The sequence below is a fragment of the Faunimonas sp. B44 genome (assembly GCF_052655945.1).
The window spans coordinates 15,200-39,137 of sequence record NZ_JBQYEX010000009.1 but is presented as its reverse complement, the minus strand read 5'-3'; the positions used below and the strand labels follow the sequence as shown (position 1 = coordinate 39,137).

The 23,938-nt window shown below is 69.4% G+C and carries 23 protein-coding genes; 4 read left to right on the top strand and 19 right to left on the bottom strand.

The features are described from left to right. Nucleotides 1-110: 110 nt before the first annotated feature. From ACUN0C_RS15120 to ACUN0C_RS15090, 7 genes are all read right to left on the bottom strand, one after another. Nucleotides 111-1,232, bottom strand: coding sequence for an ATP-dependent DNA helicase (locus ACUN0C_RS15120; protein ID WP_445467223.1), 1,122 nt, complete (start codon nucleotides 1,230-1,232; stop codon nucleotides 111-113). Nucleotides 1,233-1,241: 9 nt separating this feature from the next. Then, nucleotides 1,242-1,634, bottom strand: a complete 393-nt coding sequence (locus ACUN0C_RS15115; RefSeq protein ID WP_445467222.1) for a type II toxin-antitoxin system VapC family toxin — start codon at nucleotides 1,632-1,634, stop codon at nucleotides 1,242-1,244. Next, entirely contained in the window at nucleotides 1,634-1,879 is a 246-nt protein-coding gene (locus ACUN0C_RS15110) for a type II toxin-antitoxin system VapB family antitoxin (protein ID WP_445467221.1), read from the bottom strand. Before ACUN0C_RS15110 ends, ACUN0C_RS15115 begins: the two co-directional genes overlap by 1 nt. Before the next feature lie 104 nt (nucleotides 1,880-1,983). Further along, nucleotides 1,984-2,412 (bottom strand): hypothetical protein, encoded by a 429-nt coding sequence (locus ACUN0C_RS15105; RefSeq protein WP_445467220.1) that lies wholly within the window; start codon nucleotides 2,410-2,412, stop codon nucleotides 1,984-1,986. Between the two features lie 103 nt (nucleotides 2,413-2,515). After that, on the bottom strand, nucleotides 2,516-3,109 hold the full coding sequence (locus ACUN0C_RS15100; RefSeq protein WP_445467219.1) for a LysE family translocator: 594 nt from the start codon (nucleotides 3,107-3,109) through the stop codon (nucleotides 2,516-2,518). Between the two features lie 4 nt (nucleotides 3,110-3,113). Further along, complete coding sequence (ilvN, locus tag ACUN0C_RS15095; protein WP_445467218.1) at nucleotides 3,114-3,701, bottom strand: acetolactate synthase small subunit; 588 nt, start codon at nucleotides 3,699-3,701, stop codon at nucleotides 3,114-3,116. 17 nt (nucleotides 3,702-3,718) lie between these two features. After that, nucleotides 3,719-5,485 (bottom strand): acetolactate synthase 3 large subunit, encoded by a 1,767-nt coding sequence (locus ACUN0C_RS15090; protein WP_445467217.1) that lies wholly within the window; start codon nucleotides 5,483-5,485, stop codon nucleotides 3,719-3,721. Nucleotides 5,486-6,181: 696 nt separating this feature from the next. Between ACUN0C_RS15090 and ACUN0C_RS15085 the strand changes: the two genes are divergently transcribed. Next, complete coding sequence (locus ACUN0C_RS15085; protein WP_445467216.1) at nucleotides 6,182-7,090, top strand: SDH family Clp fold serine proteinase; 909 nt, start codon at nucleotides 6,182-6,184, stop codon at nucleotides 7,088-7,090. Nucleotides 7,091-7,299: 209 nt separating this feature from the next. Here ACUN0C_RS15085 and ACUN0C_RS15080 read toward each other — a convergent pair whose 3' ends face one another. The 4 genes from ACUN0C_RS15080 to miaA form a co-directional block, all read right to left on the bottom strand. Next, nucleotides 7,300-7,611: a hypothetical protein gene (locus ACUN0C_RS15080; RefSeq protein WP_445467215.1), complete on the bottom strand. Its 312-nt coding sequence runs from the start codon at nucleotides 7,609-7,611 to the stop codon at nucleotides 7,300-7,302. Nucleotides 7,612-7,744: 133 nt separating this feature from the next. After that, entirely contained in the window at nucleotides 7,745-8,419 is a 675-nt protein-coding gene (locus ACUN0C_RS15075; RefSeq protein WP_445467214.1) for a DUF6064 family protein, read from the bottom strand. Beyond that, nucleotides 8,419-9,336 carry an aldo/keto reductase gene (locus ACUN0C_RS15070; protein ID WP_445467213.1) on the bottom strand — a complete coding sequence of 306 codons (918 nt, stop codon included), beginning with the start codon at nucleotides 9,334-9,336 and terminating at the stop codon, nucleotides 8,419-8,421. Before ACUN0C_RS15070 ends, ACUN0C_RS15075 begins: the two co-directional genes overlap by 1 nt. A 153-nt stretch (nucleotides 9,337-9,489) precedes the next feature. Continuing rightward, nucleotides 9,490-10,419 carry a tRNA (adenosine(37)-N6)-dimethylallyltransferase MiaA gene (miaA, locus tag ACUN0C_RS15065; RefSeq protein ID WP_445467212.1) on the bottom strand — a complete coding sequence of 310 codons (930 nt, stop codon included), beginning with the start codon at nucleotides 10,417-10,419 and terminating at the stop codon, nucleotides 9,490-9,492. Here miaA and serB point away from each other — a divergent pair. Both serB and ACUN0C_RS15055 read left to right on the top strand, forming a co-directional pair. After that, nucleotides 10,418-11,305 (top strand): phosphoserine phosphatase SerB, encoded by an 888-nt coding sequence (serB, locus tag ACUN0C_RS15060; protein WP_445467211.1) that lies wholly within the window; start codon nucleotides 10,418-10,420, stop codon nucleotides 11,303-11,305. The genes miaA and serB overlap by 2 nt on opposite strands. Before the next feature lie 148 nt (nucleotides 11,306-11,453). Next, nucleotides 11,454-11,846 (top strand): DUF2934 domain-containing protein, encoded by a 393-nt coding sequence (locus ACUN0C_RS15055; RefSeq protein ID WP_445467210.1) that lies wholly within the window; start codon nucleotides 11,454-11,456, stop codon nucleotides 11,844-11,846. On the opposite strand, the gene ACUN0C_RS15050 is transcribed toward ACUN0C_RS15055, so the two are convergent. The 7 genes from ACUN0C_RS15050 to ACUN0C_RS15020 form a co-directional block, all read right to left on the bottom strand. Beyond that, the gene (locus ACUN0C_RS15050; protein ID WP_445467209.1) at nucleotides 11,843-12,988 is read right to left on the bottom strand and encodes an SAM-dependent methyltransferase; all 1,146 of its coding nucleotides are present in this window, start codon (nucleotides 12,986-12,988) and stop codon (nucleotides 11,843-11,845) included. The two genes, ACUN0C_RS15055 and ACUN0C_RS15050, sit on opposite strands and share 4 nt — an antisense overlap. Nucleotides 12,989-13,099: 111 nt before the next feature. Then, entirely contained in the window at nucleotides 13,100-13,951 is an 852-nt protein-coding gene (locus tag ACUN0C_RS15045; RefSeq protein WP_445467208.1) for a formate/nitrite transporter family protein, read from the bottom strand. A 56-nt stretch (nucleotides 13,952-14,007) separates the two neighbouring features. Next, the gene (gene nirD, locus ACUN0C_RS15040; RefSeq protein ID WP_445467207.1) at nucleotides 14,008-14,352 is read right to left on the bottom strand and encodes a nitrite reductase small subunit NirD; all 345 of its coding nucleotides are present in this window, start codon (nucleotides 14,350-14,352) and stop codon (nucleotides 14,008-14,010) included. After that, nucleotides 14,349-16,799 carry a nitrite reductase large subunit NirB gene (nirB, locus tag ACUN0C_RS15035; RefSeq protein WP_445467206.1) on the bottom strand — a complete coding sequence of 817 codons (2,451 nt, stop codon included), beginning with the start codon at nucleotides 16,797-16,799 and terminating at the stop codon, nucleotides 14,349-14,351. The genes nirD and nirB overlap by 4 nt, the downstream gene beginning before the upstream one ends. Before the next feature lie 330 nt (nucleotides 16,800-17,129). Further along, entirely contained in the window at nucleotides 17,130-18,368 is a 1,239-nt protein-coding gene (locus tag ACUN0C_RS15030; protein ID WP_445467205.1) for a CmpA/NrtA family ABC transporter substrate-binding protein, read from the bottom strand. Continuing rightward, nucleotides 18,365-18,973 carry an ANTAR domain-containing response regulator gene (locus tag ACUN0C_RS15025; RefSeq protein WP_445467204.1) on the bottom strand — a complete coding sequence of 203 codons (609 nt, stop codon included), beginning with the start codon at nucleotides 18,971-18,973 and terminating at the stop codon, nucleotides 18,365-18,367. Before ACUN0C_RS15025 ends, ACUN0C_RS15030 begins: the two co-directional genes overlap by 4 nt. A 57-nt stretch (nucleotides 18,974-19,030) precedes the next feature. Further along, entirely contained in the window at nucleotides 19,031-20,152 is a 1,122-nt protein-coding gene (locus tag ACUN0C_RS15020; RefSeq protein WP_445467203.1) for a CaiB/BaiF CoA transferase family protein, read from the bottom strand. A 104-nt stretch (nucleotides 20,153-20,256) separates the two neighbouring features. Between ACUN0C_RS15020 and ACUN0C_RS15015 the strand changes: the two genes are divergently transcribed. After that, entirely contained in the window at nucleotides 20,257-21,684 is a 1,428-nt protein-coding gene (locus ACUN0C_RS15015; RefSeq protein WP_445467202.1) for an MmgE/PrpD family protein, read from the top strand. 24 nt (nucleotides 21,685-21,708) lie between these two features. On the opposite strand, the gene ACUN0C_RS15010 is transcribed toward ACUN0C_RS15015, so the two are convergent. After that, nucleotides 21,709-23,658 carry a PAS domain S-box protein gene (locus ACUN0C_RS15010; protein WP_445467201.1) on the bottom strand — a complete coding sequence of 650 codons (1,950 nt, stop codon included), beginning with the start codon at nucleotides 23,656-23,658 and terminating at the stop codon, nucleotides 21,709-21,711. Between the last annotated feature and the right edge of the window lie 280 nt (nucleotides 23,659-23,938).

The window sequence follows — 23,938 nt, the reverse complement described above, 5'->3', positions numbered from 1 at the left end:
TCGGACGTGAGCGGCGGTTTTCGCGGCGCCGGGAAACGGTTTCTCGCCGAGGCCGCCTGTTTCTGCCGTATCGCGATCGTTTCTTCGTTCCGCGACGGCGTTTCGGCGGCTCACCTGACGATGGTGATCGCCTCGGCGGCACGCGTGATGGCGGTGTAGAGCCAGCGCTCGCGCGTCTCCCGGAACGCCCAGCTCTCGTCGAAGAGCACGATCCGGTCCCATTGCGAGCCCTGCGCCTTGTGGACGGTGAGGGCATAGCCGTAGTCGAACTCGTCGGAGTTCTTCCGCATCTGCCAGGGCACGGCCTCCGCCCCGTCCTCGAAGAGCGCCTTCAGCACGCGGATCCGGGCCGACGGCCCGTGCTTGCCCTCCTCCTCGGAGCGGACCAGCATGGTGAGCGCGGAGCCGGGGCGCGTGCCGAGAGAGGTGACGCGCCACAGCCCGCCGTTCAGCAGCCCCTTCTCGGAATTGTTGCGCAGGCAGACGAGCTTGTCGCCTGTCGCCGGGAGCGGCCCCTCGAAGCCCTTCAGCGACCGGATGCGCTGGTTGTAGAGGCGGCGGGTGCGGTTTGTGCCGACGAGCACCTGGTCGGCCGCGAGCACCTGGTCGGCGTCGATGTCGCGGCGGCCGATGACCCGGCTGTCCCCGTACGTCCCCAGCGCCGGCGTGCCGCCCTGGCGCACCTCGTGGGCGAGCGCGATGATCGGGTTGTCGCGCGCCTGCCGGTGCACCTCGGTGAGGAGGACGTCCGGCTCGTGCTCGGTGAAGAAGCCGCCGCCGCCGTCGGCCGACTTGACCGGCGGAAGCTGGCCGGGATCGCCGAGCACCAGGACGGGCGTGCCGAAGGAGAGGAGGTCGCGGCCGAGCGCCTCGTCGACCATCGAGCATTCGTCGACGACGATGAGCTTCGCCTTCGCGACCGGGCTGGTGCGGTTCAGCGAGAAGGCGGGGGCGATCTCGCCCGTCTCCTCCTCCTTCTCGCCGCGCGGGCGGTAGATCAGCGAGTGGATCGTGCGCGCATTCGCGCAGCCCTTGTTGCGCAGCACCTGCGCCGCCTTGCCGGTGAAGGCGGCGAACAGCACGTCGCCGTCGACGTCCTCCGCCAGGATGCGCGCGAGCGTCGTCTTGCCGGTGCCGGCGAAGCCGAACAGGCGAAAGACCTGCGGCCGGCCGGCCTTCAGCCAGCGCGCGACCGCCTTCAGCGCGTCGTCCTGCTGCGGGGAAAGCTTCAACGGCGAGGCTCAGGCAAGATCGGTCCGGGCGAAATCGTCACCCTTGTAGAGGAGCGCGACGCCGTGGTGCCTCGCCATCGCATAGGCAAAGCAGTCCCCGAGATTGAGTTGCGCAGGATGGCCGCTCCCCTTGCCGTACCGCTCATGCGCCGCCAAGGCCAACACGCCCATCGCGGCGCCGATCGGCTCCACCACGATCTCGGCGCGCCGCGCGAACTCGCGGATTTTCAGGTCGGCGTCTACAACGCCACGCCTGTGCGTGCGCGTGATGGCCAAGGCCGCTTCGAAAAGCGCGATCGGGGAGGTGATCCTCCGTTCAGCGGCGTCCAGCCGGCGCGCCAGGTCCCGGCCATCACCTTCCCCGGCCAGAATTGCCACCAAAGCGGAGGCATCCACGAACATCAGTGATCCTCGCGATCGTAGAGGCTGTCGTAGAACGCCTTGTCGGCCTGGAGCCCCGTTCGGGGCCACGAGGCGATGTCAGCCCGTATGTCCGCGGTGCGGTCCCAGAGAGAGAGCGCTTTCTCTTCCCGTTCGAGCTCGTTGGCGACCGCCTCCCGGATTGCGTCGGTGAGGCCGACACCCTTTCGCCGGGCGAGGCGCCGGACGAGCGAATCCGTTTCCGGATCGCGAACGTGAATGGCCATCAGCAACCCTCGTCTAGAGGCAGCACTACTAGCATCTACACGACAAGAACACAACAAGAACCCTGACTTCCCGGTCTTGTTCCCGCGAGCCGCCGCCTGGATCCTCACTCCACGCGCCGGCAGCAACCCGTGCCCCCCACCTCGCGGGGCGAGGACGTCAGGGCGCCCTGGTTGAAGGTCGCGTTGATGGAGAAGCCGGCGCTGTCGCCGTTCGGCTCGATGCAGGTCTGCTCGGTGATGTTGCCGAGGAGCCCGAGCGGCGCGGCCGTGCTGATCTCGAAATCGTTCGGGCTGCCCTGCAGCAGGCAGCTCCGGATGACGAGCGGCTGCGTCTGCCATTTCGGGTTCTCGGGATCGACGAAACGGATGATCGTGTTCCCGGCCGCGTCCCGGCCGGTGGTGAACTGCCAGTTCGGCTCGAACCCGTTGCACTGGAGCCGCATGTCCAGGCAGAGGTCGGCGGCCGGTGCACGGCCCGCCACCAGGAGGAACGCGGCGAAACACGCCAGCGCGAGGAGCTTGCCGTTCGTCATGTCCGCCTCCGTCCTCGGTTTGCAGCCGATGGCGGAATGATACGCCTCCGGTGGCCGGCCTCAAAGGCGGGCGGTTTCGACATCCGGGCGGGCCCGTCCCGCCTCAGCGCAGCATGGGCCAGAGCGACAGGACCAGCAGTCCGGCCATGCCGATGTTGAACCGTTTGAGCCGCACCGGATCGGACAGCCATGTCCGGAGAGCGACGCCGAAGCCGGCCCAGACCAGGATGGAGGGCACGCCGACCAGCATGAAGATCGCGGTGACGATCACCACGCTCTCGGCATGGTCCTGCGGCGTGGTGTAGGCGGCCATCGCGGCGAGCGCCGCCACCCAGCCCTTGGGATTGAGGAACTGGAAGGCCGAGGCCTGCAGGAACGAGATCGGCCGAGCCGGGCCGTCGGCGTCGCCCATCGAGCGGGCGGTGCCGATCTTCCAGGCGAGGAAGAGGAGGTAGGAGCCCCCGGCGAACTTGAGCACGGCCTGCGCCGCCGGGACCCGCTCGAAGAGCGCGCCGAGGCCGAAGCCGACCGCGAGCAGCAGGGCGCAGAAGCCGAAGGCGATGCCGGCCATGTGCGGCACGGTCCGCCGCAGACCGAAATTCACTCCCGACGCGAGCAGCATCAGATTGTTCGGGCCGGGCGTCACCGAGGCGACCAGCGCGAAGGCGGCGAGCGCCGCCAGGAGGTCCGCCGACATGGCATCACATGGGGTCGGGCCCGCGGTTCATGGCGGCGACGCCGGTGCGGCAGACCTCGACGAGGCCGACCGGCTGGAGGATGCCGATGAACTGCTCGATCTCGCTGCTCGGCCCGGTCAGCTGGAACACGAAATGCTCCGTCGTGGCGTCGACGACGTCGGCCTTGAAGGCGGTGGCGAGCCGGAGCGCCTCGATCCGGTGCTCGCCCGTGCCGCGCACCTTGATGAGCGCGAGCTCGCGCTCGAGCGGCTTCTCCTGGCCGCGGCTGCGCGCGACGATGGTGAGATCCGTCACGCGATGCACCGGCACGAGCCGGTCGAGCTGGTTGCGGATCTGCTCCAGCACGGCGCGGGTGCCGTTCGTCACGATGGTGATGCGCGACAGATGCTTGGCGTGCTCGGTCTCGGAGACGGTCAGGCTCTCGATGTTGTAGCCGCGCCCGGAGAAGAGGCCGATGACGCGGGCGAGCACGCCCGGCTCGTTGTCGACGAGCACGGCGAGCGTGTGCGTCTCGTTCGGGTCGTGCCGCTCCTCGATGAAATAGGCCGAGGCCGGCGGCGTGGAGATCGGGTCCTGCATGATCTTGTTCATAGCCTTTCTCCCGCCGCTCAGACCAGCATCCGGCCTTCGGCGCCGATGGCGTCGGCGACCGCCTCGTCGTTGGCCTCCATCGGCAGGAGCATCTCGTTGTGGGCCTTGCCGGAGGGGATCATCGGGAAGCAGTTCTCGAGGTTCGCCACCCGGCAGTCGAAGATGACCGGCTTGCGGACCTCGATCATTTCCGTGATGGCGTCGTCGAGCTCGGCCGGCGTCTCGGCCCGGATGCCGACGCCGCCATAGGCCTCGGCGAGCTTCACGAAGTCCGGCAGCGCCTCGGTGTAGGAATGCGACAGCCGGTTGCCGTGGAGCAGCTGCTGCCACTGGCGGACCATGCCCATGTACTGGTTGTTGAGGATGAAGACCTTGATCGGCAGCTCGTGCTGGATGGCGGTCGACATCTCCTGCATGTTCATCAGCACCGAGGCGTCGCCGGCGATGTCGATGACGAGGCTGTCCGGGTGCGCGGCCTGGACGCCGAGCGCGGCCGGCAGGCCGTAGCCCATCGTGCCGAGCCCGCCCGAGGTCATCCAGCGGTTCGGCTCCTCGAAGCCGTAGAACTGCGCCGCCCACATCTGGTGCTGGCCGACCTCGGTCGTGATGTAGGTGTCGCGGTCCTTCGTCAGCGCGTGCAGCCGCTGGACGGCGTATTGCGGCATGATCACGCTCCGCGACGGCCGGAAGGCGAGCGAGTTGCGGGCGCGCCATCGGTTGATCTGGCTCCACCATTGGCCGAGCGCCTCCGCGTTCGAGGCCGCCTTCTCCTCCTTCAGGGCCGCGATCATGGCGCGCAGCACCTCGGCGACGTCGCCGACGACCGGCACGTCGACGCGAATGTTCTTGTTGATCGAGGACGGGTCGACGTCGACGTGGATCTTGCGCGAGCCGGGCGAGAAGGCGTCGGTCCGGCCGGTGATGCGGTCGTCGAAGCGCGCGCCGATCGCGACCATCAGGTCGCAATCGTGCATCGCCATGTTGGCCTCGTAAGTGCCGTGCATGCCGAGCATGCCGAGCCAGCTCTTGCCGGAGGCGGGATAGGCGCCGAGGCCCATCAGCGTGGAGGTGATCGGGAAGCCGGTCAGCGCGACGAGCTCGCGCAGGAGCGCGGTCGCCTCCGGGCCCGAATTGACCACGCCGCCGCCGGTGTAGAGCACCGGGCGGCGCGCCTCGCGCATCAGCCGGACGGCGCGGCGGATCGCGTCCTCGCTGCCCTGGCGCGGCGGCTGGTAGCCCTGGTGCCGGCGCGTGCGGCGCGCCGCCTCCGGGCCGACATAGGTGCCGGTGGCGAACTGGACGTCCTTCGGGACGTCGACGACGACCGGCCCCGGACGCCCGGTGGAAGCGACGTAGAACGCCTCGTGCAGGATGCGGGCGAGGTCGTTCACGTCCTTCACCAGCCAGTTGTGCTTGGTGCAGGGCCGCGTGATGCCGACGGTGTCGCATTCCTGGAAGGCGTCGTTGCCGATGAGGTGCGTCGGCACCTGGCCGGTGATGCAGACGAGCGGGATGGAATCCATCATCGCGTCGGTGAGCGGCGTGACCATGTTGGTCGCGCCCGGCCCCGACGTGACGAGGACGACGCCGGGCTTGCCGGTGGAGCGCGCATAGCCCTCGGCGGCGTGGCCGGCGCCCTGCTCGTGGCGGACGAGGATGTGGCGCACCTTGTCCTGCTGGAAGAGCTCGTCGTAGATCGGAAGCACCGCCCCGCCCGGATAGCCGAAGATGTGCTCCACGCCCTGGTCGATCAGGGCCCTGATGACCATTTCAGCACCGGTCATTTGTTCCGACATCGCTGCAACTCCGGTTCCGCGTTCGGGCCTCACCCGTCGAAAGCCATAAAAAAAGGGCCCCGTCGGGACCCTCGGATGCGCACCACCGTTCCGGGCGGCTACATAGCCACCCCGGCAGTGCGCGACGATACGATAAGCTCGCAGTGAGACATGGACGCCCTTCTATGGGGCTGCCGTCCAAACGTCAAGGGCGGGGGTGGTGGGTCAGTCTGAATTCAGGATCGTGAACCGACCTGGGGCGACACGGACGAACAGCTCGGTCGTGCCGCTCGGATTTCCGACCCGGTGCTTGTTGAAGAAATTGCTGTAGGTCCGCTCAGCCCACCCGGGACAAGCGCGTTTGACGGTCTGCGCTGTGAATGGTTGAGCCAACCTCCCTGAACGAACGGCCGAATAAACCTCGGAGGCAAACGCTTTCACGCTGCAATCTCCCGCTTCCGAACGATACGCCTGTCGCGGGTTCACTTTGAGGAACCGGCGGCTTGTGTCATAAGTTGAAATCACACGGGAGGATCGCTATGCCCCACTCGGCTCTACGAGCATTTCAGCACCTGGTAGACCAAGGGTTGATCAGGCTGGAGCCTGATGCTCCTATGCTCCAGGAAAAGCGGAATGACCGTCCTGTGCGTCTCCTCACTGCCTACAGCATAGGCGAGGCGAGACGATCCTCTAGGAACGCCAAGAATGCCAAACTGGAAGCAGGTCGTTCAAGAAATTGAGAATACAAATACCCGCCTGCAGCAGCAGGCAGAGGCCGCCATTGATGTAGTTAGACGAAAATACATGAAGCAGCTGCATGGCAGCACCGGGCGCAACATAATAGCATACTACTCCGGCTGGCTGACTAATCCAGAATTACCCGGTGCGGATGTGAATGACGAGGATAAGAATGCATTTATGATGGCCATTCACGGCCTCGACAAATCCTTAGGACTAGATCTACTATTACACACACCTGGCGGCGGAATTGCCGCTGCGGAATCACTAGTTGACTACCTGCATCGAATGTTTGGCAGCAACATCCGGGCCATCGTTCCTCAAATCGCGATGTCCGCCGGCACAATGATTGCGTGCGCATGCAATTCGATCGTACTTGCAAAGCACTCAAATTTAGGACCTATTGACCCTCAGATTGGCGGCCTACCGGCCGCTGCAGTCAAAAAGGAGATTGAGCGAGCTGTTAAAGAAATAGATCAGGATCGCCGCATGTTGCACCTCTGGCAATTCGTTCTAAGCAAATACAGTCCAACGTTTGTTGGACAGTGTGAGCAGGCAGTCGAATGGGCGCAAGATTTTGTTCGCCGAATGCTTGAAGAGAACATGTTCTCTGGTGATGCGGACAAGGCTGAGAAAGCGGCGCGCGTAGTCAAAGCTCTTTCTGATATAGACGAGAATAAGGCGCACAGCCGGCATATCCATATTGATGCGTGTATGGGTATGGGACTGAAGATTGAGCGGCTAGAGGACGATCCGAAATTTCAAGACGCCGTCCTGACGGTGCATCATTGTTACATGCACAGTATTGCAACCTCCGGCGCCGCGAAGATTGTCGAAAATCACGAGGGCGCGGCCTTCATAAAAGCGCCCGTCTAATCAGATCTTGCTGCCCGCCGCTTCTCTGCCGCATTTCGCGCGCCGCTCCGGCGTGAAGCTGGCGGTGCGCTTCTGCCCGCCTTTGCGCCAAGCTCGACCATGGCTTCGCTCTTCTTTTGCTTGCTTTCGGACTTATACTTCTCCTCCAGGTTGCAATCCGCGTGTCCTTGACGGCGTTGCCGATCACGTCGGCGAGGCGCTTCTGTCCTTTAGATCCGGTGGGCATTGCCTTCTCTCCGTGCTTCGCGAAGCCGGAATGAGGCACATGCCAGGTCGTCTTTTGTGAACTCCTCGGGAAACTTCTCAACTGCCGCTTCTATGGTCCATTCGAGCAAGTTCAGCTTGTGCAGCCTCTTGAAACCACTTTGTAGGTCGGCGCTTTGGACTAGCTTCGAAATCGCTGGGACGGTCCCGAGCGACTGCCGCATCCCAATAAACACAGTCGGATGGTAGCCCTTGGCCCGACCGCGCTTGATCGTCTCATCAATGAACGCTTCAAGTTCGGGGCTAGCCTTCCGCACCGTCGCCTCCCTACTTTGCGCTAAGCATAAAGGAGCGGCTGGCCGGATGCGAGCGTCCGGTCAATCGGTTTGGATTTCAAACTGACCCACGACCAGGCTGTCGATGCTTTGGAGGCTCCACTGCGGGCTGCGGTCAGCGCGCCCGCCGGCGGGCGAGGATCGTCGCGAGCGCTGCCGCCCCAGCGAGCGCGAGGGCGGCGATGGGCACCCAGGCTTGCGGCTCGCCCATGGTGCGGAGCGTGAGGGCGGTCAGCGCGCACCAGAGCACCGGGACAGGCAGCAGGAGCGGGAGCGCGGGGCCGCGGGCAAGGAGGAGGAGGCCGAGGGTCCCGATCGCGGTGGGGTCGGGCGCGATGCCGAAGATTTCTGACGCCGCGAGCGGCCGCCCGGCGAGCGGCGCGAGGAGCGGATAGAGGGCGATGGCGAATGCGGCCAGGAGCCAGCCCGCCCAGGCGGCGGGGCCGCGCCGGTCGAAGCGGAGGCCGCGCGTGAGCGCGGCTCCGAAGAGCAGGGCCGCTTCAAGCGCGAAGGCCGACGCGACGTAGGGCGCGGCCCAGTTGATGCCGGCATAGCGGCTCCAGAAGAACGACCAGGCGACGAAAGCCCAGAGGATCCCGAGGACGGCGCCGCTCCAGAGCGCGTCGCGGCGCGCCTGCGTCGCGACGAGGACCAGCATCAGCGCCCCGACGCCGAGCGCGGCGAGCGGCAGCGGCCAGAGCGCCGCGTTCTGAAGTTCGAACATCCGCCAGTAGACGCGCGGCGAGAAGAGCAGGAAGTCCTCGGGACGGTAGGTCCACCATTCCGACATCAGAGCGCCCGGAGATGGCCGGAGATCCGCTCCCGCAGGCTGTCGTCGGGCAGCGGCCCGGCGGCGGCAGCGACGTTCTCCCGCACGTGGTCCACGCGCGTCGTGGCCGGGATGGCGACGGTGACGGCGGGATGCGCCAGGATGAACTTCAGGATGATCTGCGCCCAGGTGCCGGCGCCGATCCCGGCCGCCCAGTCCGGCACCGGCTCGCGCGCGAGCCGGTGCGTCAGCGCGCCCTGGCGGAACGGGCGGTTCACGATGACCGCGATGCCGCGCTCGGCGGCGAGCGGAAGGAGCCGCCGCTCCGCCTCGCGGTCGAGCGGATTGTAGGAGACCTGCACGAAATCGAGCGGCTCGCGCGCCATGGTGCGCTCGAAGAGATCGTGACGCCGGCCCTCCGACGTGGTGATCCCGACATGGCGCACGGCGCCGGCCGCCTTCATCTCCTGCAGCGTGCCCAGGTGAGCCTCCCAGCCGAGGAGATTGTGGACCTGCAGCAGGTCGAAGCGCGGAACGCCCCAGAGCCGGCGCGACCGCTCCATCTGGGCGGGGCCGTCGGCGCCGGAGGAGGTCCACACCTTGTCGGCGGAGAACAGCGCGCGCGGGCTGCCGAGCCTGCCGAGGCCGTAGCCGACGACGGCCTGCGAGGAGCCGTACATCGGCGAGGAATCGATCATGCCGCCGCCCGCCTCGAAGAAGGCGGCCATGACGGCGGCGCACTCGTCCTTCAGCACGGGATCGTCGCCGACATTGAAGGTGATCCAGGTGCCGAGGCCGATCGCGGGGATCGCCTCGCCGGTCGACGGGATCGTGCGCGTCGCCGGCCGGGCGTCCTGGGCGGCCCCCGCCTGCGGCAGGAGGAGGCCGGCCGCCGCCGCGAGGCCGAGCCGAAGGGCGTCCCGCCGGGTGGTGCTCATCTGGCGCTCCTCGTCATTCAAGGCCGGCGGCGCCGCGCGACGCGACGTGCCGGCCCGGACCCTGCCCTCCCCCCTATCTGGTCGCGGCCGGGGACCCAGCAACCGCCCGAGGCAAGAAACGCAGGGAGCCAAGTCGAGGCGCGCACGGCGGCTTCAACTCACCGGCACGCGCCGCCAGCCGGGCATCTGGTGGCGGAACCAGGTCGACTGCCGCTTGGAATATTGCCGGGTCGCCACGATCATCGCCTCGGCGGCCTCGGTTTCCGTGATGCGGCCGGCGAGGAACTCGCCGATCTCGCGCACGCCGATCGCCTTCATGACCGGCAGGTCGGGCGCCAGTCCCTGCGCGAGGAGCGCGGCGACTTCCTCCGCCGCGCCGGCCGCGAGCATCGCCTCCACGCGCTCCGCGATGCGGCGACGGAGCCAGGCGCGGTCCGGCTCGAGCACGTAGCGGGCGATACCCTCGCCGGCGAGAACGGGCGCGGATCCGGCCTTCTGGAAGGCGGCGAGCGACCGGCCGGTCGCCTCCAGAACCTCGAGCGCGCGCACGATGCGCTGCGGGTCGCTCGGCTCGAGCCGCGCGGCGATCTCCGGGTCGCGCTCGGCGAGAACTGCGTGAAGGGCTTCCGGTCCCTCTTGGGAAAGGACGGTGCGCCAGCGCCGCCGTACCGCGTCCGGCACCGGCGGGATCTCGGCCAGCCCTTCCTCCAGCGCTTTGAAATAGAGGCCGGTGCCGCCGACCAGGATCGGCAGCGCGCCGGCCGCCTCGGCTCCAGCCAGGACCGCATGGATGTCGGCCAGCCAGCGGCCGGCCGAATAGGCATCGGCACCGGGGACGTGCCCGTAGAGGCGGTGCGGCGCGCGCGCCTCGTCCTCCTTCGAGGGGCGGGCCGAGAGCACGCGGAGGTCGGCGTAGACCTGCATGGAATCGGCGTTGACGATCTGCGCGGGCCGGCCGGCGCGCATGGCGGCTTCGGCGAGCGCGAGCGCGAGGGCCGACTTGCCGCTGGCGGTCGGCCCCGCTATCAGCACGGCGCGCCCCTCCGACGCCTCCCTCGGATCGAGAATTCCCGGCAGGTCCATGGCTCTCGTCCTAACCATCATCGGCCACAAAGCGAAGGCGCCGCTGACGGTCGAGCGCGTGGACGGGGTGCGCGCCGCGCTCGGCCATGGGGCGGGCGCGACGGACTGGCTCTCGCCCGGCGAGGCGTGCGACGTGCCCGTCGCCGGCAAGCGCGAGGCGATCCTTCACGCGGCCCGGCACGCGCTGGGGGACGCGCCGTTCGACATCGCCGTCCTGCCGGCCGAGAACCGCCGGAAGAAGCTCCTCCTCGCCGACATGGATTCCACGCTGATCGGGCAGGAGTGCATCGACGAGCTGGCCGAATTCGTCGGCGTCGGGAGCCACGTCGCGGCCATCACCGAACGCGCGATGCGGGGCGAGATCGCCTTCGAGCCGGCGCTGCGGGAGCGCGTCTCGCTGCTCGCCGGGCTCTCGAGCGGCGTCGTGGAGCGCGTGCTCGCCGAGCGCATCACGCTCGATCCGGGCGGCCGCACGCTGGTCCAGACCATGCGGCACGCCGGCGCGCACACCGCGCTCGTCTCCGGCGGCTTCACCGTCTTCACCGGGCCGGTCGCGGAACGGCTCGGCTTCCACCTGAACCGCGCCAACACGCTCATACTCGACGGCGAAGTGTTCACCGGCCACGTCGCGGAGCCGATCCTCGGCCGCGAGGCGAAGGAGGCGACGCTGCGGGAGCTCGCCGCCGAGCTCGGCATCGGGCTCGCCGACGTCGTCGCGGTCGGCGACGGCGCCAACGACCTCGGCATGGTGCGGGCCGCCGGCCTCGGCGTCGCCTATCACGCCAAGCCCGCCTTGCGCGCCGAGGCCGATGCGGCGATCGACCATTCCGACCTCACCGCCCTCCTCTTCCTCCAGGGCTACCGGCGGGACGAATTCGTCTCCTGACCGGCGACGCAAGACCGTCGCATCGCCAGCGTACATTCGCGCGCGCCGACGGATCGGACCGCCTCGGCGACCGTTCTCATGACGCGCGAGGACGATGCGGACCGGCCGGTTCCGGGCCGGCGCGCCGTCCGCGGAGATGGAGACCGAGATGGCCGAGCAGGACGAGAAGCGGATCAGGGAACGCGCCTACCGCATCTGGCAGGAGGAAGGCGCACCCGACGGGCAGGCCGACGACCACTGGCACCGCGCCTGCCGAGAGCTGGACGACGAGGATCGGGCAGCCGCGTCGGATCCGGGTGCGATCGAGTTCGGCGCCGACGAGTCGCTCGCGGACGAGGCGGGCGCCGAAGGCGCGCCGGCGGACGACGCCTCGGCAATGACGGGCGGGGAGGCGCCGGATCCCGGGGAATCGAAGATCAATTCGGGCGGCCGGCCGACGGTGGACGAGTTGACCGCCGAGGAGGCGACCGCGGCCACCATCGAGAAGGGCGGCCGCGCATCGGCGGGACAGGGTCGGACGCAGCGGCGGCCCCCGCTCTAAGACGCGACCACCATCCGCCGGCCGTGATCGGGGTACCGGCGGAGGCGGAAGCGGCCTCGGTCGCAGGACACGCTCGCCTCCCCTCCCCCCGCCGGCAGCCCTGCCACGGCGTCGGCCCTGGCGCCCGCAGCCCGAAGGCGGTGGAGAAGCGCTGCCACGCGCGCCGAGCCGGCGGGATCGCCGGGCACCAGCCGGACGACGCGCGTGCCGCCGGCGGCTTGGGCAAGCAGGGAGCCGAGTTCGGCCGAGCCGGTCGGCAGGCTCCGTTCCCGGACGCGGATGCGGCGTGCCTCCCGGCGGGCGAGTTCGAGCACGGATGCCGGCACGCTTTCGTCGAACAGGATGAGGTCGGCTGCCTGTAGCGCGCGCACCGCCTTCAGCGTGAGGAGCTCCGGATCGCCCGGCCCGGCGCCGACGAAGGTGATCCAGCCGGCCTGCGGTTCGCCGCCTGCGCAGGAAGCGAGGTCCGCCATCACGGCTCCGGCGTCCTCCGGCCCCGGCGCGGTGCCGAAGGCGCGGTCGGCGAAGGCTTCCCAGAACGCCCGCCGCGAGGCCCCGGGCGCCAGCCGCGCGAGCGCGGCTTCCCGTATGCCGGCCGCGAGCTCCGCCCAGCGGGCGAGCGCGATGGGGAGAACGGCCTCGATCCGGCGGCGCACCGCCTGTCCGAGGATCGGTGCCGCCCCGCTCGTCGAGATGCCCACCACCACCGGCGAGCGGTTCACGATCGAGCCGAACCGGAAGGCGCAGAAGGCCGGCCGGTCGATCACATTGACCGGCACGCCGGCCGCCCGCGCCGCGCGAGAGAAGGCCTCCGCCTCCTCGTCGTTCTCCGCGTCGGCGACCGCGACGGCAGCGCCGTCGAAGGAATCCGCCGTCCAGCAGCGGTCGCGATGCTCGATCCGCCCGGCCCCGGCCGGGGCGGCGAGGAGGCGCCGGAATTCGGCCTGGAGCGTCGCTGCCGGCGCGTGGACCAGAACCTGCGCGCCGGCGGCGGCGAGGAGCTCCGCCTTCCAGGCCGCGGCATCGGAGCCGCCGGCGACGAGCGCGCGCCGGCCGCGCAGGTCGAGGAAGACGGGCAGGACGGCGAGCGGCGCGACCCGGGCGGGCGCTTGCCTGCTGCGCGAGAGCGAGACGGCGGGCATGGGTAATCCCCTGCTTTAATGCGACGGATGCGGCCTGGGTGCGGCGAGGCTTCAGGCGGGAGCGGAGGGCGGGGCAACGCTACGCCCCACCGCGCCTTTCGCTTCGGCAGGCTATTCCGCCGGCACCCGTGCGGCCTCGATCATCTCGCGGGAGGGAGGGATGCGCCGGGCGCCGGGCCGGGCGTGCGTCGAGTAGAGCGTCAGCCCGACGAAGGCGAGGCCACCGACGAGATTGCCGATCACCGTCGGGATCTCGTTCCAGATCAGGTAGTCCATGATCGAGAAGTTGCCGCCGAGCATGAGGCCGGACGGGAACAGGAACATGTTCACGATCGAATGCTCGAAGCCCATGTAGAAGAACAGCATGATCGGCATCCACATGCCGAGCACCTTGCCGGAGACGGAGGTCGACATCATCGCGGCCACCACTCCGGTCGAGACCATCCAGTTGCAGAGCACGCCGCGGATGAAGAGCGTCAGCATGCCTGCCGCGCCGTGCTCGGCATAGCCGACGGTTCGCCCCTCGCCGATCGTGCCGATCTTCTGGCCGACCGCGTTCGGCACCTCCGTGAAGCCGTAGGTGAAGGTGATCGCCATCATGAGCGCGACGAGGAGCGCACCGGCGAAATTGCCGACGAAGACCAGCCACCAATTGCGCAGCACGCCCTCGAGGGTCACGCCGGGGCGCCTGTCGATGAGCGCCAGCGGGACGAGGGTGAAGACGCCGGTCAGGAGGTCGAAGCCGAGCAGGTAAAGCAGGCAGAAGCCGACCGGGAAGAGGATCGCGCCGGCGAGCGGCTCGCCGGTCTGCACGCTGACGGTGACCGCGAAGGCGGCGGCGAGCGCCAGGATCGCGCCCGCCATGAAGGCGCGGATGAGGGTGTCCCGGGTCGACATGAACACCTTCGCCTCGCCGGCGTCGATCATCTTGGTCACGAATTCCGAGGGTGCGACATAGGCCATCTGCGTGTCTCCTGAACGAACCTGAATGGGATTTCCTGCCGGTGCGAGCGCGGCCGCTATTCGGCCGCCTCCGCCAGCATCGCGGGCGCTTCCATGAAGATGCGGTCGCCGCTCAGCCGGAGCGCGAAGGTGCGAACGGCGCCCTCGTCGGGGCCTTCCGCCCGTCCGGTCTTCAGCGACAGGACCCAATTGTGGAGCGGGCAGGTGACGGCGGCGCCGTGCACGATGCCCTGGCTCAACGGCCCGCCCTTGTGGGGACAGCGGTCCTCGATCGCGTAGACTTCGTCGGCCGCGGTCCGGAACACCGCGATGCGGCCAAGTGGCGTGGCGACGCAGCGCGCGCCGCGGGGCGGAATGTCCGACAGCCTGCCGATCTCGATCCAGCCGTGCATCGCGCTCATTCTGCCGCCTCCCGAAAGGCGAGGTCGGCCATCGGCCGGAACTCGTGCTTGTCCTTGCCGGAGACGCGCTCCGACCACGGGTCGACCTGCGCGAATTTCTGCGAGAAGACGAAGCGCTCGAAGTACGCCCGGCGGCGCCCGGCATCGTCGACGATCTGGCGGCGGATCTCGGCGACGCCGATCCGCTTCGCCCATTTGTAGATGCGCTCCAGGTAGCGGCCCTGCTCGCGGTACATCTGGACGAGCGCGGCGACGTGCTCGATCGCCTCGTCCTCGCTGCGCACCGTGCCGAGCACCTCGGTGCCCTTGATGTCGAGGCCGGCCGCGCCCGCGAAGTGGATCTCGTAGCCGGAGTCCACGCAGACGATGCCGACGTCCTTGCAGGTCGCCTCGGCGCAGTTCCGCGGGCAGCCGGAGACGGCCATCTTCACCTTGGCCGGCGTCCAGGAGCCCCACATGAACTTCTCGATGCGGATGCCGAGGCCGGTCGAATCCTGCGTGCCGAACCGGCACCAGTCGGATCCGACGCAGGTCTTCACGGTGCGCAGGCCCTTGGCGTAGGCGTGGCCGGAGACGAAGCCGGCCTGGCCGAGCTCGGCCCAGACCGCCGGCAGGTCCTCCTTGCGCACACCAAGCATGTCGATGCGCTGGCCGCCGGTGACCTTCACGGTCGGGATGGCGAACCGCTCCACGACGTCGGCGATCGTGCGGAGCTCCTTCGCGCTCGTCACGCCGCCCCACATTCGCGGCACGACGGAATAGGTGCCGTCCTTCTGGATGTTGGCATGCACGCGCTCGTTGACGAAGCGCGACTGGTAATCGTCGGCGTATTCGTCCGGCCAGTCGCAGACGAGATAGTAGTTGAGCGCCGGCCGGCACTTCGCGCAGCCGCAGGAGGACTTCCACTGAAGCTCCTGCATCACCGCCGGGATGGTCTTCAGCCGCTTCGCCCGGATCAGCCGCCGGACGTCGTCGTGGCCGAGATCGGTGCAGCCGCAGACCGGCTGGACGGCAGCCGGGTTGTAGCGGTCGCCGAGGGCGAGCTTCATCAGCTGCTCGACGAGGCCGGTACAGGTGCCGCAGGACGCCGAGGCCTTGGTGTGCGCCCGCACCTCGTCCAGCGACGTGAGGCCGTTCGCGGCGATCGCGCCGGTGATGCGGCCCTTGCACACCCCGTTGCAGCCGCAGATTTCCGCGTCGTCCGGCAGGGCCGCGACGGCGGCCAGCGGGTCGAGCGGCGCGCCCGCCTGGCGGGACGGGCCGAAGATCAGCGTGTCCCGCATCGCCGAGACGTCGGTCCGTCTCCTCTGGAGGTCGCCGAGCCAGGCGCCATCGGCGGTGTCGCCGAAGAGCACCGCGCCGACGAGGCGATCGTCCTTCAGGACCAGGCGCTTGTAGATGCCGGCCGCGGCATCGCGGAAGACGATCTCGTCGCGATCCTCGCCATCGGCGAAGTCGCCGAGCGAGAAGAGATCGATGCCGGTGACCTTCAGCCTGGTCGGCGTGTCGGCGTGGACGAAGTCCGCCGTCGCGTCGCCGGCGAGCCGGGCGGCGGCGACGCGGGCCATTTCATAGAGCGGCGCGACCAGGCCGTAGACGCGGCCGTCCACCTCGGCGCATTCCCCGATTGCGAGGATCGACGGGTCCGACGTCGCCATGCCGGCGTCGACGACGATCCCGCGGTTCACCGCGAGCTCCGCCGCCCTGGCGAGGGCTGCGTTCGGCTTGATGCCCGCCGCCATGACGACCAAAGTCGCGGGGATCACCGTGCCATCGGCGAGCGCGACGCCCTCGACCCGGCGCTCGCCGAGGATCGCCCTGGTGTCGGCCTTCGTGACGACCCCGATGCCGCGCGCCTCGACCGCCTTCTGAAGGAGGTAGCCGGCGGCGGGGTCGAGCTGGCGTTCCATCAGCGTCGGCATGAGGTGGAGCACGGTGACGTCCATCCCGCGCGCCTTCAGCCCGGCCGCCGCCTCCAGCCCGAGCAGGCCGCCGCCGACGACGACCGCCTTCGCCCGCGCCTGCGCCGCCAGCAGCATGGCGTTGACGTCGTCCAGGTCGCGGTAGGTGAGGACGCCCGGCAGATCGTGGCCGGGCACCGGGATGATGAAGGGCACCGAGCCGGTCGCGATCACGAGCCGGTCGTAGCCCTCCGTCGCGCCGTGATCGGAGGTGACCGTCTTCGCCGCGCGATCAATCGCGACGATCCTGTGGCCCTTGTAGAGGGTGATGCCCCGGTCGACGTACCAGCCGTCGCCGTGGATCACGATCTGCTCGTAGCTCTTCTCGCCGGAGAGCACCGGCGAGAGCATGATGCGGTCGTAGTTCACCCGCGGCTCGGCGTTGAAGATGGTGACGTCGAAGGCGCCGGGCGCTGCCTCGAACAGATGCTCCAGCATCCGCCCCGGTGCCATGCCGTTTCCGATGATGACGAGCTTCTCGGTCATGTCCGCGTCCAGGTCTCCAGTTCGAACCCCGGCCCGGGCCGGGGTCGGCCGAAACGAAAAAAGCCGCCGACCAGAAAGCGCGCCCTTGCGGGTCGCGGTCTCCTGGTCGGCGGCTTTGCCTGCGGCGCCCGCCATTGGACGCCGATGATCGCTTGATTAGCTACAGGTCATTATGCAGGAAGCGTGCCAATCCCTGCTCCTGCACGAATTCCGTTTGGCGCCAGCGGTTTGACCGGCACTCCGGTGCAGCCGGGGAGCGGATCCCCAGCCCATTTCGTAATCGCCCGGCCTGTGCAGCCGCACAAGTTTCGGTCAGGAAGCGCGGCCGAGCTAGGCGCCTTCGGGTGTGGATGCCTGTGCCGCGAGATAGGATTCGATCTGGTCCGGATCGAAGGTCGCGCCGTCGAAGAAGCCGTCGGGCCCGAGCACGAGGCTCGCGCCGGAGGAGCCGACGGGCGTCGGCGCTGCGAGCGCGCCTTCGACCTTCGCGTTCGCGCCCGGCAGCGGCACGCCGAGGGGCTTCAGCGCCGACCGGTAGAGGTCCGGCCGGTAGGTGTCCCGGGCGATCCGTTCCCCGGCCCGGTCGTGCACGACCTGCCCCCAGCGCACCATCTGCGTATAGAACCACAAAGCGTGGCTCTTCCAAGGGAAGGTGGCCGCCCTGGCGAGCGGGATGAAGAAGTCGTCGACCGTGCGCCGCTCGCCCTCACCGGTCGCGATGCGGCCGGAAAGCGCCGGCATGAGCCATTCGACGGGACGTCCGACATAGGCCGGCTCGGCCAGGAGCGAGGCGAGGTCGTCCCGGTTTGCGGGATCCGCGCACCAGCGGGCGGACCGGTAGAGCGCCCGCAGCAGCGCCTCGAGGAGATCGCCGTTGGCGTTCGCCCAGCGCTCCTGCACGCCGAGCACCTTCTCCGGGCTGGAGCGCCAGATCGCCGCCTTCACCGTCGCGATGCGGCCGCGCCCCGACAGCACGGCGGCGGTGTTCCACGGCTCGCCGACGCAATAGCCGTCGATCCGGCCGGCCTCGAGGGCGTCCGGCATCAGCGGCGGCGGCACGATCACGATCTCGATGTCGCGATCGGGGCGGATGCCGCAGGCGGCGAGCCAGTAGCGCAGCTCGTAATTGTGCCCCGAATGGGGGTGGACGACGGCGAAACGCAGCGCCTCTCCCCCGCCCGCCAGCCGCTCGGCGGCTGCCGCCCGCAACGCGGACCCGGCGGTCTTCGGGTCGAGGTCGGGGCGGGCGCCCTTGTCCGCCATGACCGACCAGAGCGCGTTGGAAACCGTGACCGCATTTCCGCCCAGCCCGAGCGCCATCGGCACGATCGTGCGCGCCGCGAGCGGCGTCAGCCCGAGATTGCAGGCGATCGGCATCGGGCCGAGCATGTGCGCGACGTCGAAATGGCCGACGGCCAGCCGGTCGCGGATGTTCGCCCAGGAGGTCTCCCTGAAGAGGCTCAGGTCGACGCCTTCGGCGGCCGCGAAGCCCGCCTCCTTCGCCGCGACGAGCAGCGCGCTGTCGAGGAGCGGCATGAAACCCGCCGCGATCTGGTGCTCGGCCCTCATGGCCTCTTGTCCTCCGGCGGAGCCAGCAGGCCTGCGGCGGTGATGAGGCTCCGGGCGACCTCGCCGATGGTGCGGTTCTCGTTCATCGCCGCCTTTCGCAGCAGCGCATAGGCCTCGCTTTCGGTCACACTGCGCGAGGCCATCAGGATGCCCTTGGCGCGGTCCACCAGCTTGCGGTTCTCCAGCTCGCCGCGAAGCTCCTCGAGCTCGCGCGACATCCGGGAGAAGGCGTTGAACCGGCTGATCGCCATGTCGAGGATCGGCTTCACCCGCTCCCGCTTCAGCCCGTCGACGACATAGGCGGAAACGCCCGCCTCGACCGCGGCCTCGATCGACGCCTGGTCGGAGCGGTCGACGAACATCGCGATCGGCCGCTTCACCACCCTGGAGAGCTGGAACATGTTCTCCAACATGTCGCGGTTGGGGTTTTCGAGGTCGATGACGATGACGTCGGGCGCGAGATCGGCGATCCGCCGCGCGATGCCGTTCACGTCGTGCACGACTGTGACGCGTTCGTGCCCGGCCTCTCGCAGCCCGGCCTCGATGATCGAGGCCCGGATCTGGTTCTCGTCGATCACCAGGATGGAGAGCGCTTTGGCGAGCATGCCTCGATTTTGCGCATGCGAACCGATTGTGCAATGCGGCAGAAGCGGCCTTGTGGATCAGGAGGAGAATTCCTGCCGGATCCGTTCCGAATGCTCGCCGAGGGCGGGCACGGAACCGAATTCCGGAAGGGCACCATCGACGAGTGCGCCCGGGGCGAGCATCCGGACCGGCCCGCTCGGCGTCTCCACCCTGACGTAGCGATTCTGCGGATGCGCGGAGAGCTCTCCAAGGCCGTTCATCCGCCCGAACGCGATGCGCGCCCGCTGCAGCCGCTCCACCATCGTCTCCAGGTCCGACGCCGCGAACGCCGCCTCGACCAGCGCATCCAGCTCGCCGCGGTTCTCCACCCGCCGGGAATTGCTGCCGAAGCGCGGATCGCTCGCGAGCTCCGCCCGGCCGAGGATCTCGGCGCAGAACTGCGCCCATTCGCGCTCGTTCTGGATGGAGATGAGCACGGACCGGCCGTCGCCGCAGGTGTAGACGCCATAGGGCGCGATCGTCGGGTGATTGAGCCCGCTTCGCGCCGGCGCCTTGCCGCCATAGGCGTACTGGAGGTAGGGCACGTTCATCCAGTCGGACAAAGCGTGGAAGAGCGACACCGCGATGTGCCGCCCCTCGCCGGTCCGCTCGCGGGCAAAGAGCGCCTGGAGCACGCTCGCATGGGCGGTCATGCCGGCGGCGATGTCGCACACCGAGACGCCGACGCGCGCCGGGCCGTGCTCGTTGCCGGTGACGGAGGCGAGCCCGCTCTCGGCCTGGACGAGGAGGTCGTACGCCTTCATGTCCCGCAAGGGCCCCTCCTCGCCGTAGCCCGAGATCGAGCAGGTGACGAGGCGGGGATGGCTCGAACGGAGCGCCTCGGCGCCGAAGCCCAGCCGGTCGAGCGCCCCCGGCGCGAGGTTCTGGATGAAGACATCGGCGCGGGCGACCATCCCGGAGAGCACGCGCCGGTCGGCTTCGTCCTTGAGGTCGAGCCGGATCGATTCCTTGCCCCGGTTGAGCCAGACGAAATAGGCGCTCTCGCCGTGCACGACGTGGTCGTATTCGCGCGCGAAATCGCCCTCCGGCCGCTCCACCTTGATGACGCGCGCGCCGGCGTCGGCGAGCCGGCCCGAGACGTAGGGTGCGGCGACCGCCTGCTCGACGGAGACGACCAGGATACCCTCCAGATCTTTCATGGCGCGCCCTTTCTCCCTAGGCTGGTGGCGCAGCGCCACGCTTCGTGCGGACATCCTCGCGCCCGGACGTCGTCACGCGAAGCGGCCAAGGCAGGAGGAAGCACATGGGCGGAGCGACGGAAACCCTCGCCGCCTTTGCCGCGTCGATCCGGTTCGACGACCTGCCGGCCGCCGTCGCGGAACGGGCGAAGCGCCTGACGGTGGACCTCGTCGGCAGCATCGTGCGCGCCGGCTTCGATTCGGAGTCCGCCCCGAGCTTCTTCGCGACGCTGGCCACGCTCGGCCTGGACGGCCCGGGGGCGGCGACGCTCGTCGGCACGGAGCACAGCCTCGCCCCCCCGGTGGCGGCGCTCGCCAACGGCTTTCTCGGCCATTCGCTCGACTTCGACGACACCCACGCGGACTCCTCGCTGCATCCGAGCGCGCCGGTCGTGCCGGCCGCCTTCGCGGCGGGTGAGCTCGTCGGCGCGGACGGACGCGAGGTGATCGCCGCGATCGTCGCCGGGTACGAGGTGTGCTGCCGGATCGGCAACGCGCTCGACCCGACCGAGCATTACGCGCGCGGCTTCCATCCGACCGCCACGGCCGGGACGTTCGGCGCCGCGGCCGCCGCCGGGCGGCTCTACGGCCTTTCTCCCGGGCAGATGGCCGCCGCCTTCGGCGTGGCCGCGAGCCAGGCGGCCGGATCGCTGCAGTTCCTGGTGAACGGCGCCTGGAACAAGCGCTACCAGGTCGGCGCCGCCGCGATGAACGGCGTGATCGCCGCGACGCTCGCCCGCAACGGCTTCAAAGGGTCCTCGGAGGCGCTGGAGGGGCGGCACGGCTTCCTCAAGGGCTACTCCGCCGCGCCGAGGACGGAGATGGCGACGGCGGGTCTCGGCGAGACCTGGGAGACGCTGAGGATCGGCGTAAAGCCCTATCCGAGCTGCCGCTATACCCACGCCGCGCTCGACGGCCTGCTCGCGATCCGGGCCGAACACGGATTGCGGGCGGACGACTTCCGCCGCGTGGAGATCGGGCTGCACCGGAACGGGATCACCCTCACCGGCGAGCCGATCGGCGAGAAGCGGCGGCCGCGCTCGATCGTCGACGGCCAGTTCTCCATGCCGTTCACGGCAGCGGTCGTCATCGAACAGGGCGCCTTCGGCTGGGACGACTACCGGCGGCTCGGCGACCCGGCCCTCTGGGCGATCGCGGACCGGATCGAGGTGAGGCGCGACGCGCGCCTGGAGGGCCGCGCGCATCCCTTCGGCGCGAGCCTCGCGATCGAGACGCCGCAAGGCCGGATTGAGCGCCTCGTTCCCGATCCGAGCGGCGAGCCGTCGCTGTTCCCGGACGACGGCGCGATCGCGGCGAAGTTCGCCTCGCTCGCCCGACCGGCGCTCGCCGGGCGCGCCGACGGGCTGCTCGCGGCGCTGATGAACCTCAATCAGGCGACGGACCTCACGGGCGCATTGCGCGCGGCTGGCCCGGTCCGGCCGGACCAGCGCCGGACGGGACCGCTTCATGGCGACGCCGCCCGCGCGGGTTGAGCTACAGCCCCCGCGCCCGGCGGCTCAGGTCTGACGCGGCCGGAACCGCACGACGCGGTTCTGCTCGGTGCCGGGATTGATCGCAGCCGCCATGGCGCGCGCGAGGTCCTGCTGCGTGAACGGCTTTCCGAGCCGCGGCAGCGTGGCGTCGCGGCTTGCCGGCGCCTCGGCGTAGCCGGTGGCGAGGATGACCGGCAGATCCGGCCGCTCGGCCCTGATGGCGGCGACGAGCTGGGTGCCGAGCATGCCCGGCATGGCCTGGTCGGTTATCACGAGATCGACACCGCCGGCGCGCGCCAGCACGCGCAGCGCCTGCTCGCCGGAACTCGCCTCCAGCACCGCGTGCCCGAGATCCTCCAGCATGTCGGCCGTGTTCATCAGGACGAGCGGGTCGTCGTCCACCACCAGCACGGTGAGCCGCCGCGCCGGGCCGAGCTCGTCCGCCCCCGGCTCCGCCTGCGCCGCCTGCCCCGGTTCGGATGCAGCGACGGGCAGCCATATTTCGGCCCGCGTCCCCTCGCCCTTGCGGCTTTTCAGGACCAGGCGGCCGCCAGACTGCTCGGCGAAGCCGTGGATCATCGAAAGGCCGAGGCCGGTTCCCCGGCCGACGCCCTTCGTCGTGAAGAACGGCTCCACGGCCTTGGCGAGCGTCGCTTCGTCCATGCCCTCGCCCTCGTCGGTGACGGAGAGGCAGACATAGGCGCCGGGCGGGAGGGTCCCGGGCCGCGCCTTCTCGACCGTCTGCTCCTGCGCGGCGATCGTCACCGCGCCGCCCTCCGGCATCGCGTCGCGCGCGTTGACGACGAGGTTGAGGAGCGCCGCCTCGAGCTGGCCGGGATCGACCAGGACCGGCGGGATCCTCAGCGGGAAGCGGGTCTCGATGGTGACCGTGGGGCCGATCGAGCCCTGCAGCATCTCGGCGAGGCCGCGGACGAGGTCCTGCACGTCGACGCATGCGACCTTCAGTTCCTGACGGCGGGCGAAAGCGAGCATGCGCCCCGTCAGCGAGGCGCCGCGCCGGGCGCCCTGAAGCGAATTCTCGACGAGCTGCCGCGCCTTGCCTTCCTCGGGCAAGCGCTTCCGCAAGAGGTCGAGGTTGCCGACGATGACCGCCAGCAGATTGTTGAAGTCGTGCGCGATGCCGCCGGTGAGCTGGCCGATGGTCTCCAGCTTCTGGGACTGGAACAGGGCCGCCCGCGCCTCCTCCAGCGCCCGCTGCGCCTCGTGCTGCAGCGTGACGTCGCGGGTGATCTTGCCGAACCCGACCAGCGTGCCCTGCTCATCGTAGATCGGCTGCAGAAGGGCGTGGGCGCGGAACCGGCTGCCGTCCTTGCGCACCCGCCAGCCTTCCTGCTCGAAACGCCCTTCCCGGATCGCCATCGCGAGCGCGCGGTCGGGAAGGCCGCTCGCCCGGTCCTCGGGCGTGTAGAAGCGGGAGAAGTGTTCGCCGACGATCTCCTGCTCGGTGTAGCCCTTCAGGCGCTCCGCGCCGGTGTTCCAGTTGGTCACGCGGCCGTCCGGCCCGAGCATGTAGATCGCGTAGTCCCTGATCCCCTGCACCAGCAGCTGGAACCGCTGCTCGCTCCAGCGCAGCGAATCCTGGACCGCCTTCCGCTCGGTCATGTCGCGCGTGATCTTCGCGAATCCGACCAGGCGGCCGGCCGGGTCGCGCACCGGATCGATGATCACATGCGCCCACATCCGGCTGCCGTCCTTGCGCATGCGCCAGCCCTCCCGCTCGAACCGGCCTTCGGTCTCGGCGGTCTTCAGGGCAAGCGCGGGCAGCCCCGTCGCGCGGTCCTCCTCAGTGTAGAAGCGGGAGAAGTGCTGGCCGATGATCTCCTCGGCCGTATAGCCCTTGAAGCGCTCGGCGCCGCGGTTCCAGCTCGTGATGGTGCCGTCGGGGCTGAGCATGTAGATCGCATAGTCGACGATCGCGTCGACGAGCATGCGCCAGCGCTGGTCGTCCTGCATCGGAGGCTCAGCGCCCCGCCCTCCTTCGCCCTCGCCCGCCAATCGTCCGTACCCCCCCCACGCGATGTTCGAGCGGCCAACCGGACGAAACGGAAAAGCAGCCGCTCTGTTCCTGCGTCTCTCGCGAAAGGCTCGCCGACCGGCTCCCGGGCACCTTGGGCAGGCCGGCTCGTTTGCTTTCGCCCGTGGAACGAACTAACCGATTCGCGCGGCGCGGACCCCCTCGCGGGGTCGGCACGGGACGCGCGCCGGGCGGCCGGAGCGCCGCGACAGGGACCAT

Excerpts from the sequence above, each read along its gene's own strand:
- ACUN0C_RS15085 (WP_445467216.1), top strand. The coding sequence starts at position 6,182 with ATGCCAAACTGGAAGCAGGTCGTTCAAGAAATTGAGAATACAAATACC.
- ACUN0C_RS15045 (WP_445467208.1), bottom strand. The coding sequence starts at position 13,951 with ATGGCCTATGTCGCACCCTCGGAATTCGTGACCAAGATGATCGACGCC.
- ACUN0C_RS15055 (WP_445467210.1), top strand. The coding sequence starts at position 11,454 with ATGGCCGAGCAGGACGAGAAGCGGATCAGGGAACGCGCCTACCGCATC.
- nirD (WP_445467207.1), bottom strand. The coding sequence starts at position 14,352 with ATGAGCGCGATGCACGGCTGGATCGAGATCGGCAGGCTGTCGGACATT.
- ACUN0C_RS15075 (WP_445467214.1), bottom strand. The coding sequence starts at position 8,419 with ATGTCGGAATGGTGGACCTACCGTCCCGAGGACTTCCTGCTCTTCTCG.
- ACUN0C_RS15090 (WP_445467217.1), bottom strand. The coding sequence starts at position 5,485 with ATGACCGGTGCTGAAATGGTCATCAGGGCCCTGATCGACCAGGGCGTG.
- serB (WP_445467211.1), top strand. The coding sequence starts at position 10,418 with ATGGCTCTCGTCCTAACCATCATCGGCCACAAAGCGAAGGCGCCGCTG.
- ACUN0C_RS15110 (WP_445467221.1), bottom strand. The coding sequence starts at position 1,879 with ATGGCCATTCACGTTCGCGATCCGGAAACGGATTCGCTCGTCCGGCGC.
- ACUN0C_RS15015 (WP_445467202.1), top strand. The coding sequence starts at position 20,257 with ATGGGCGGAGCGACGGAAACCCTCGCCGCCTTTGCCGCGTCGATCCGG.
- ACUN0C_RS15025 (WP_445467204.1), bottom strand. The coding sequence starts at position 18,973 with ATGCTCGCCAAAGCGCTCTCCATCCTGGTGATCGACGAGAACCAGATC.
- ACUN0C_RS15050 (WP_445467209.1), bottom strand. The coding sequence starts at position 12,988 with ATGCCCGCCGTCTCGCTCTCGCGCAGCAGGCAAGCGCCCGCCCGGGTC.
- nirB (WP_445467206.1), bottom strand. The coding sequence starts at position 16,799 with ATGACCGAGAAGCTCGTCATCATCGGAAACGGCATGGCACCGGGGCGG.
- ACUN0C_RS15030 (WP_445467205.1), bottom strand. The coding sequence starts at position 18,368 with ATGAGGGCCGAGCACCAGATCGCGGCGGGTTTCATGCCGCTCCTCGAC.
- ACUN0C_RS15115 (WP_445467222.1), bottom strand. The coding sequence starts at position 1,634 with ATGTTCGTGGATGCCTCCGCTTTGGTGGCAATTCTGGCCGGGGAAGGT.
- ACUN0C_RS15010 (WP_445467201.1), bottom strand. The coding sequence starts at position 23,658 with ATGCAGGACGACCAGCGCTGGCGCATGCTCGTCGACGCGATCGTCGAC.
- ACUN0C_RS15105 (WP_445467220.1), bottom strand. The coding sequence starts at position 2,412 with ATGACGAACGGCAAGCTCCTCGCGCTGGCGTGTTTCGCCGCGTTCCTC.
- ACUN0C_RS15020 (WP_445467203.1), bottom strand. The coding sequence starts at position 20,152 with ATGAAAGATCTGGAGGGTATCCTGGTCGTCTCCGTCGAGCAGGCGGTC.
- miaA (WP_445467212.1), bottom strand. The coding sequence starts at position 10,419 with ATGGACCTGCCGGGAATTCTCGATCCGAGGGAGGCGTCGGAGGGGCGC.
- ACUN0C_RS15070 (WP_445467213.1), bottom strand. The coding sequence starts at position 9,336 with ATGAGCACCACCCGGCGGGACGCCCTTCGGCTCGGCCTCGCGGCGGCG.
- ilvN (WP_445467218.1), bottom strand. The coding sequence starts at position 3,701 with ATGAACAAGATCATGCAGGACCCGATCTCCACGCCGCCGGCCTCGGCC.
- ACUN0C_RS15100 (WP_445467219.1), bottom strand. The coding sequence starts at position 3,109 with ATGTCGGCGGACCTCCTGGCGGCGCTCGCCGCCTTCGCGCTGGTCGCC.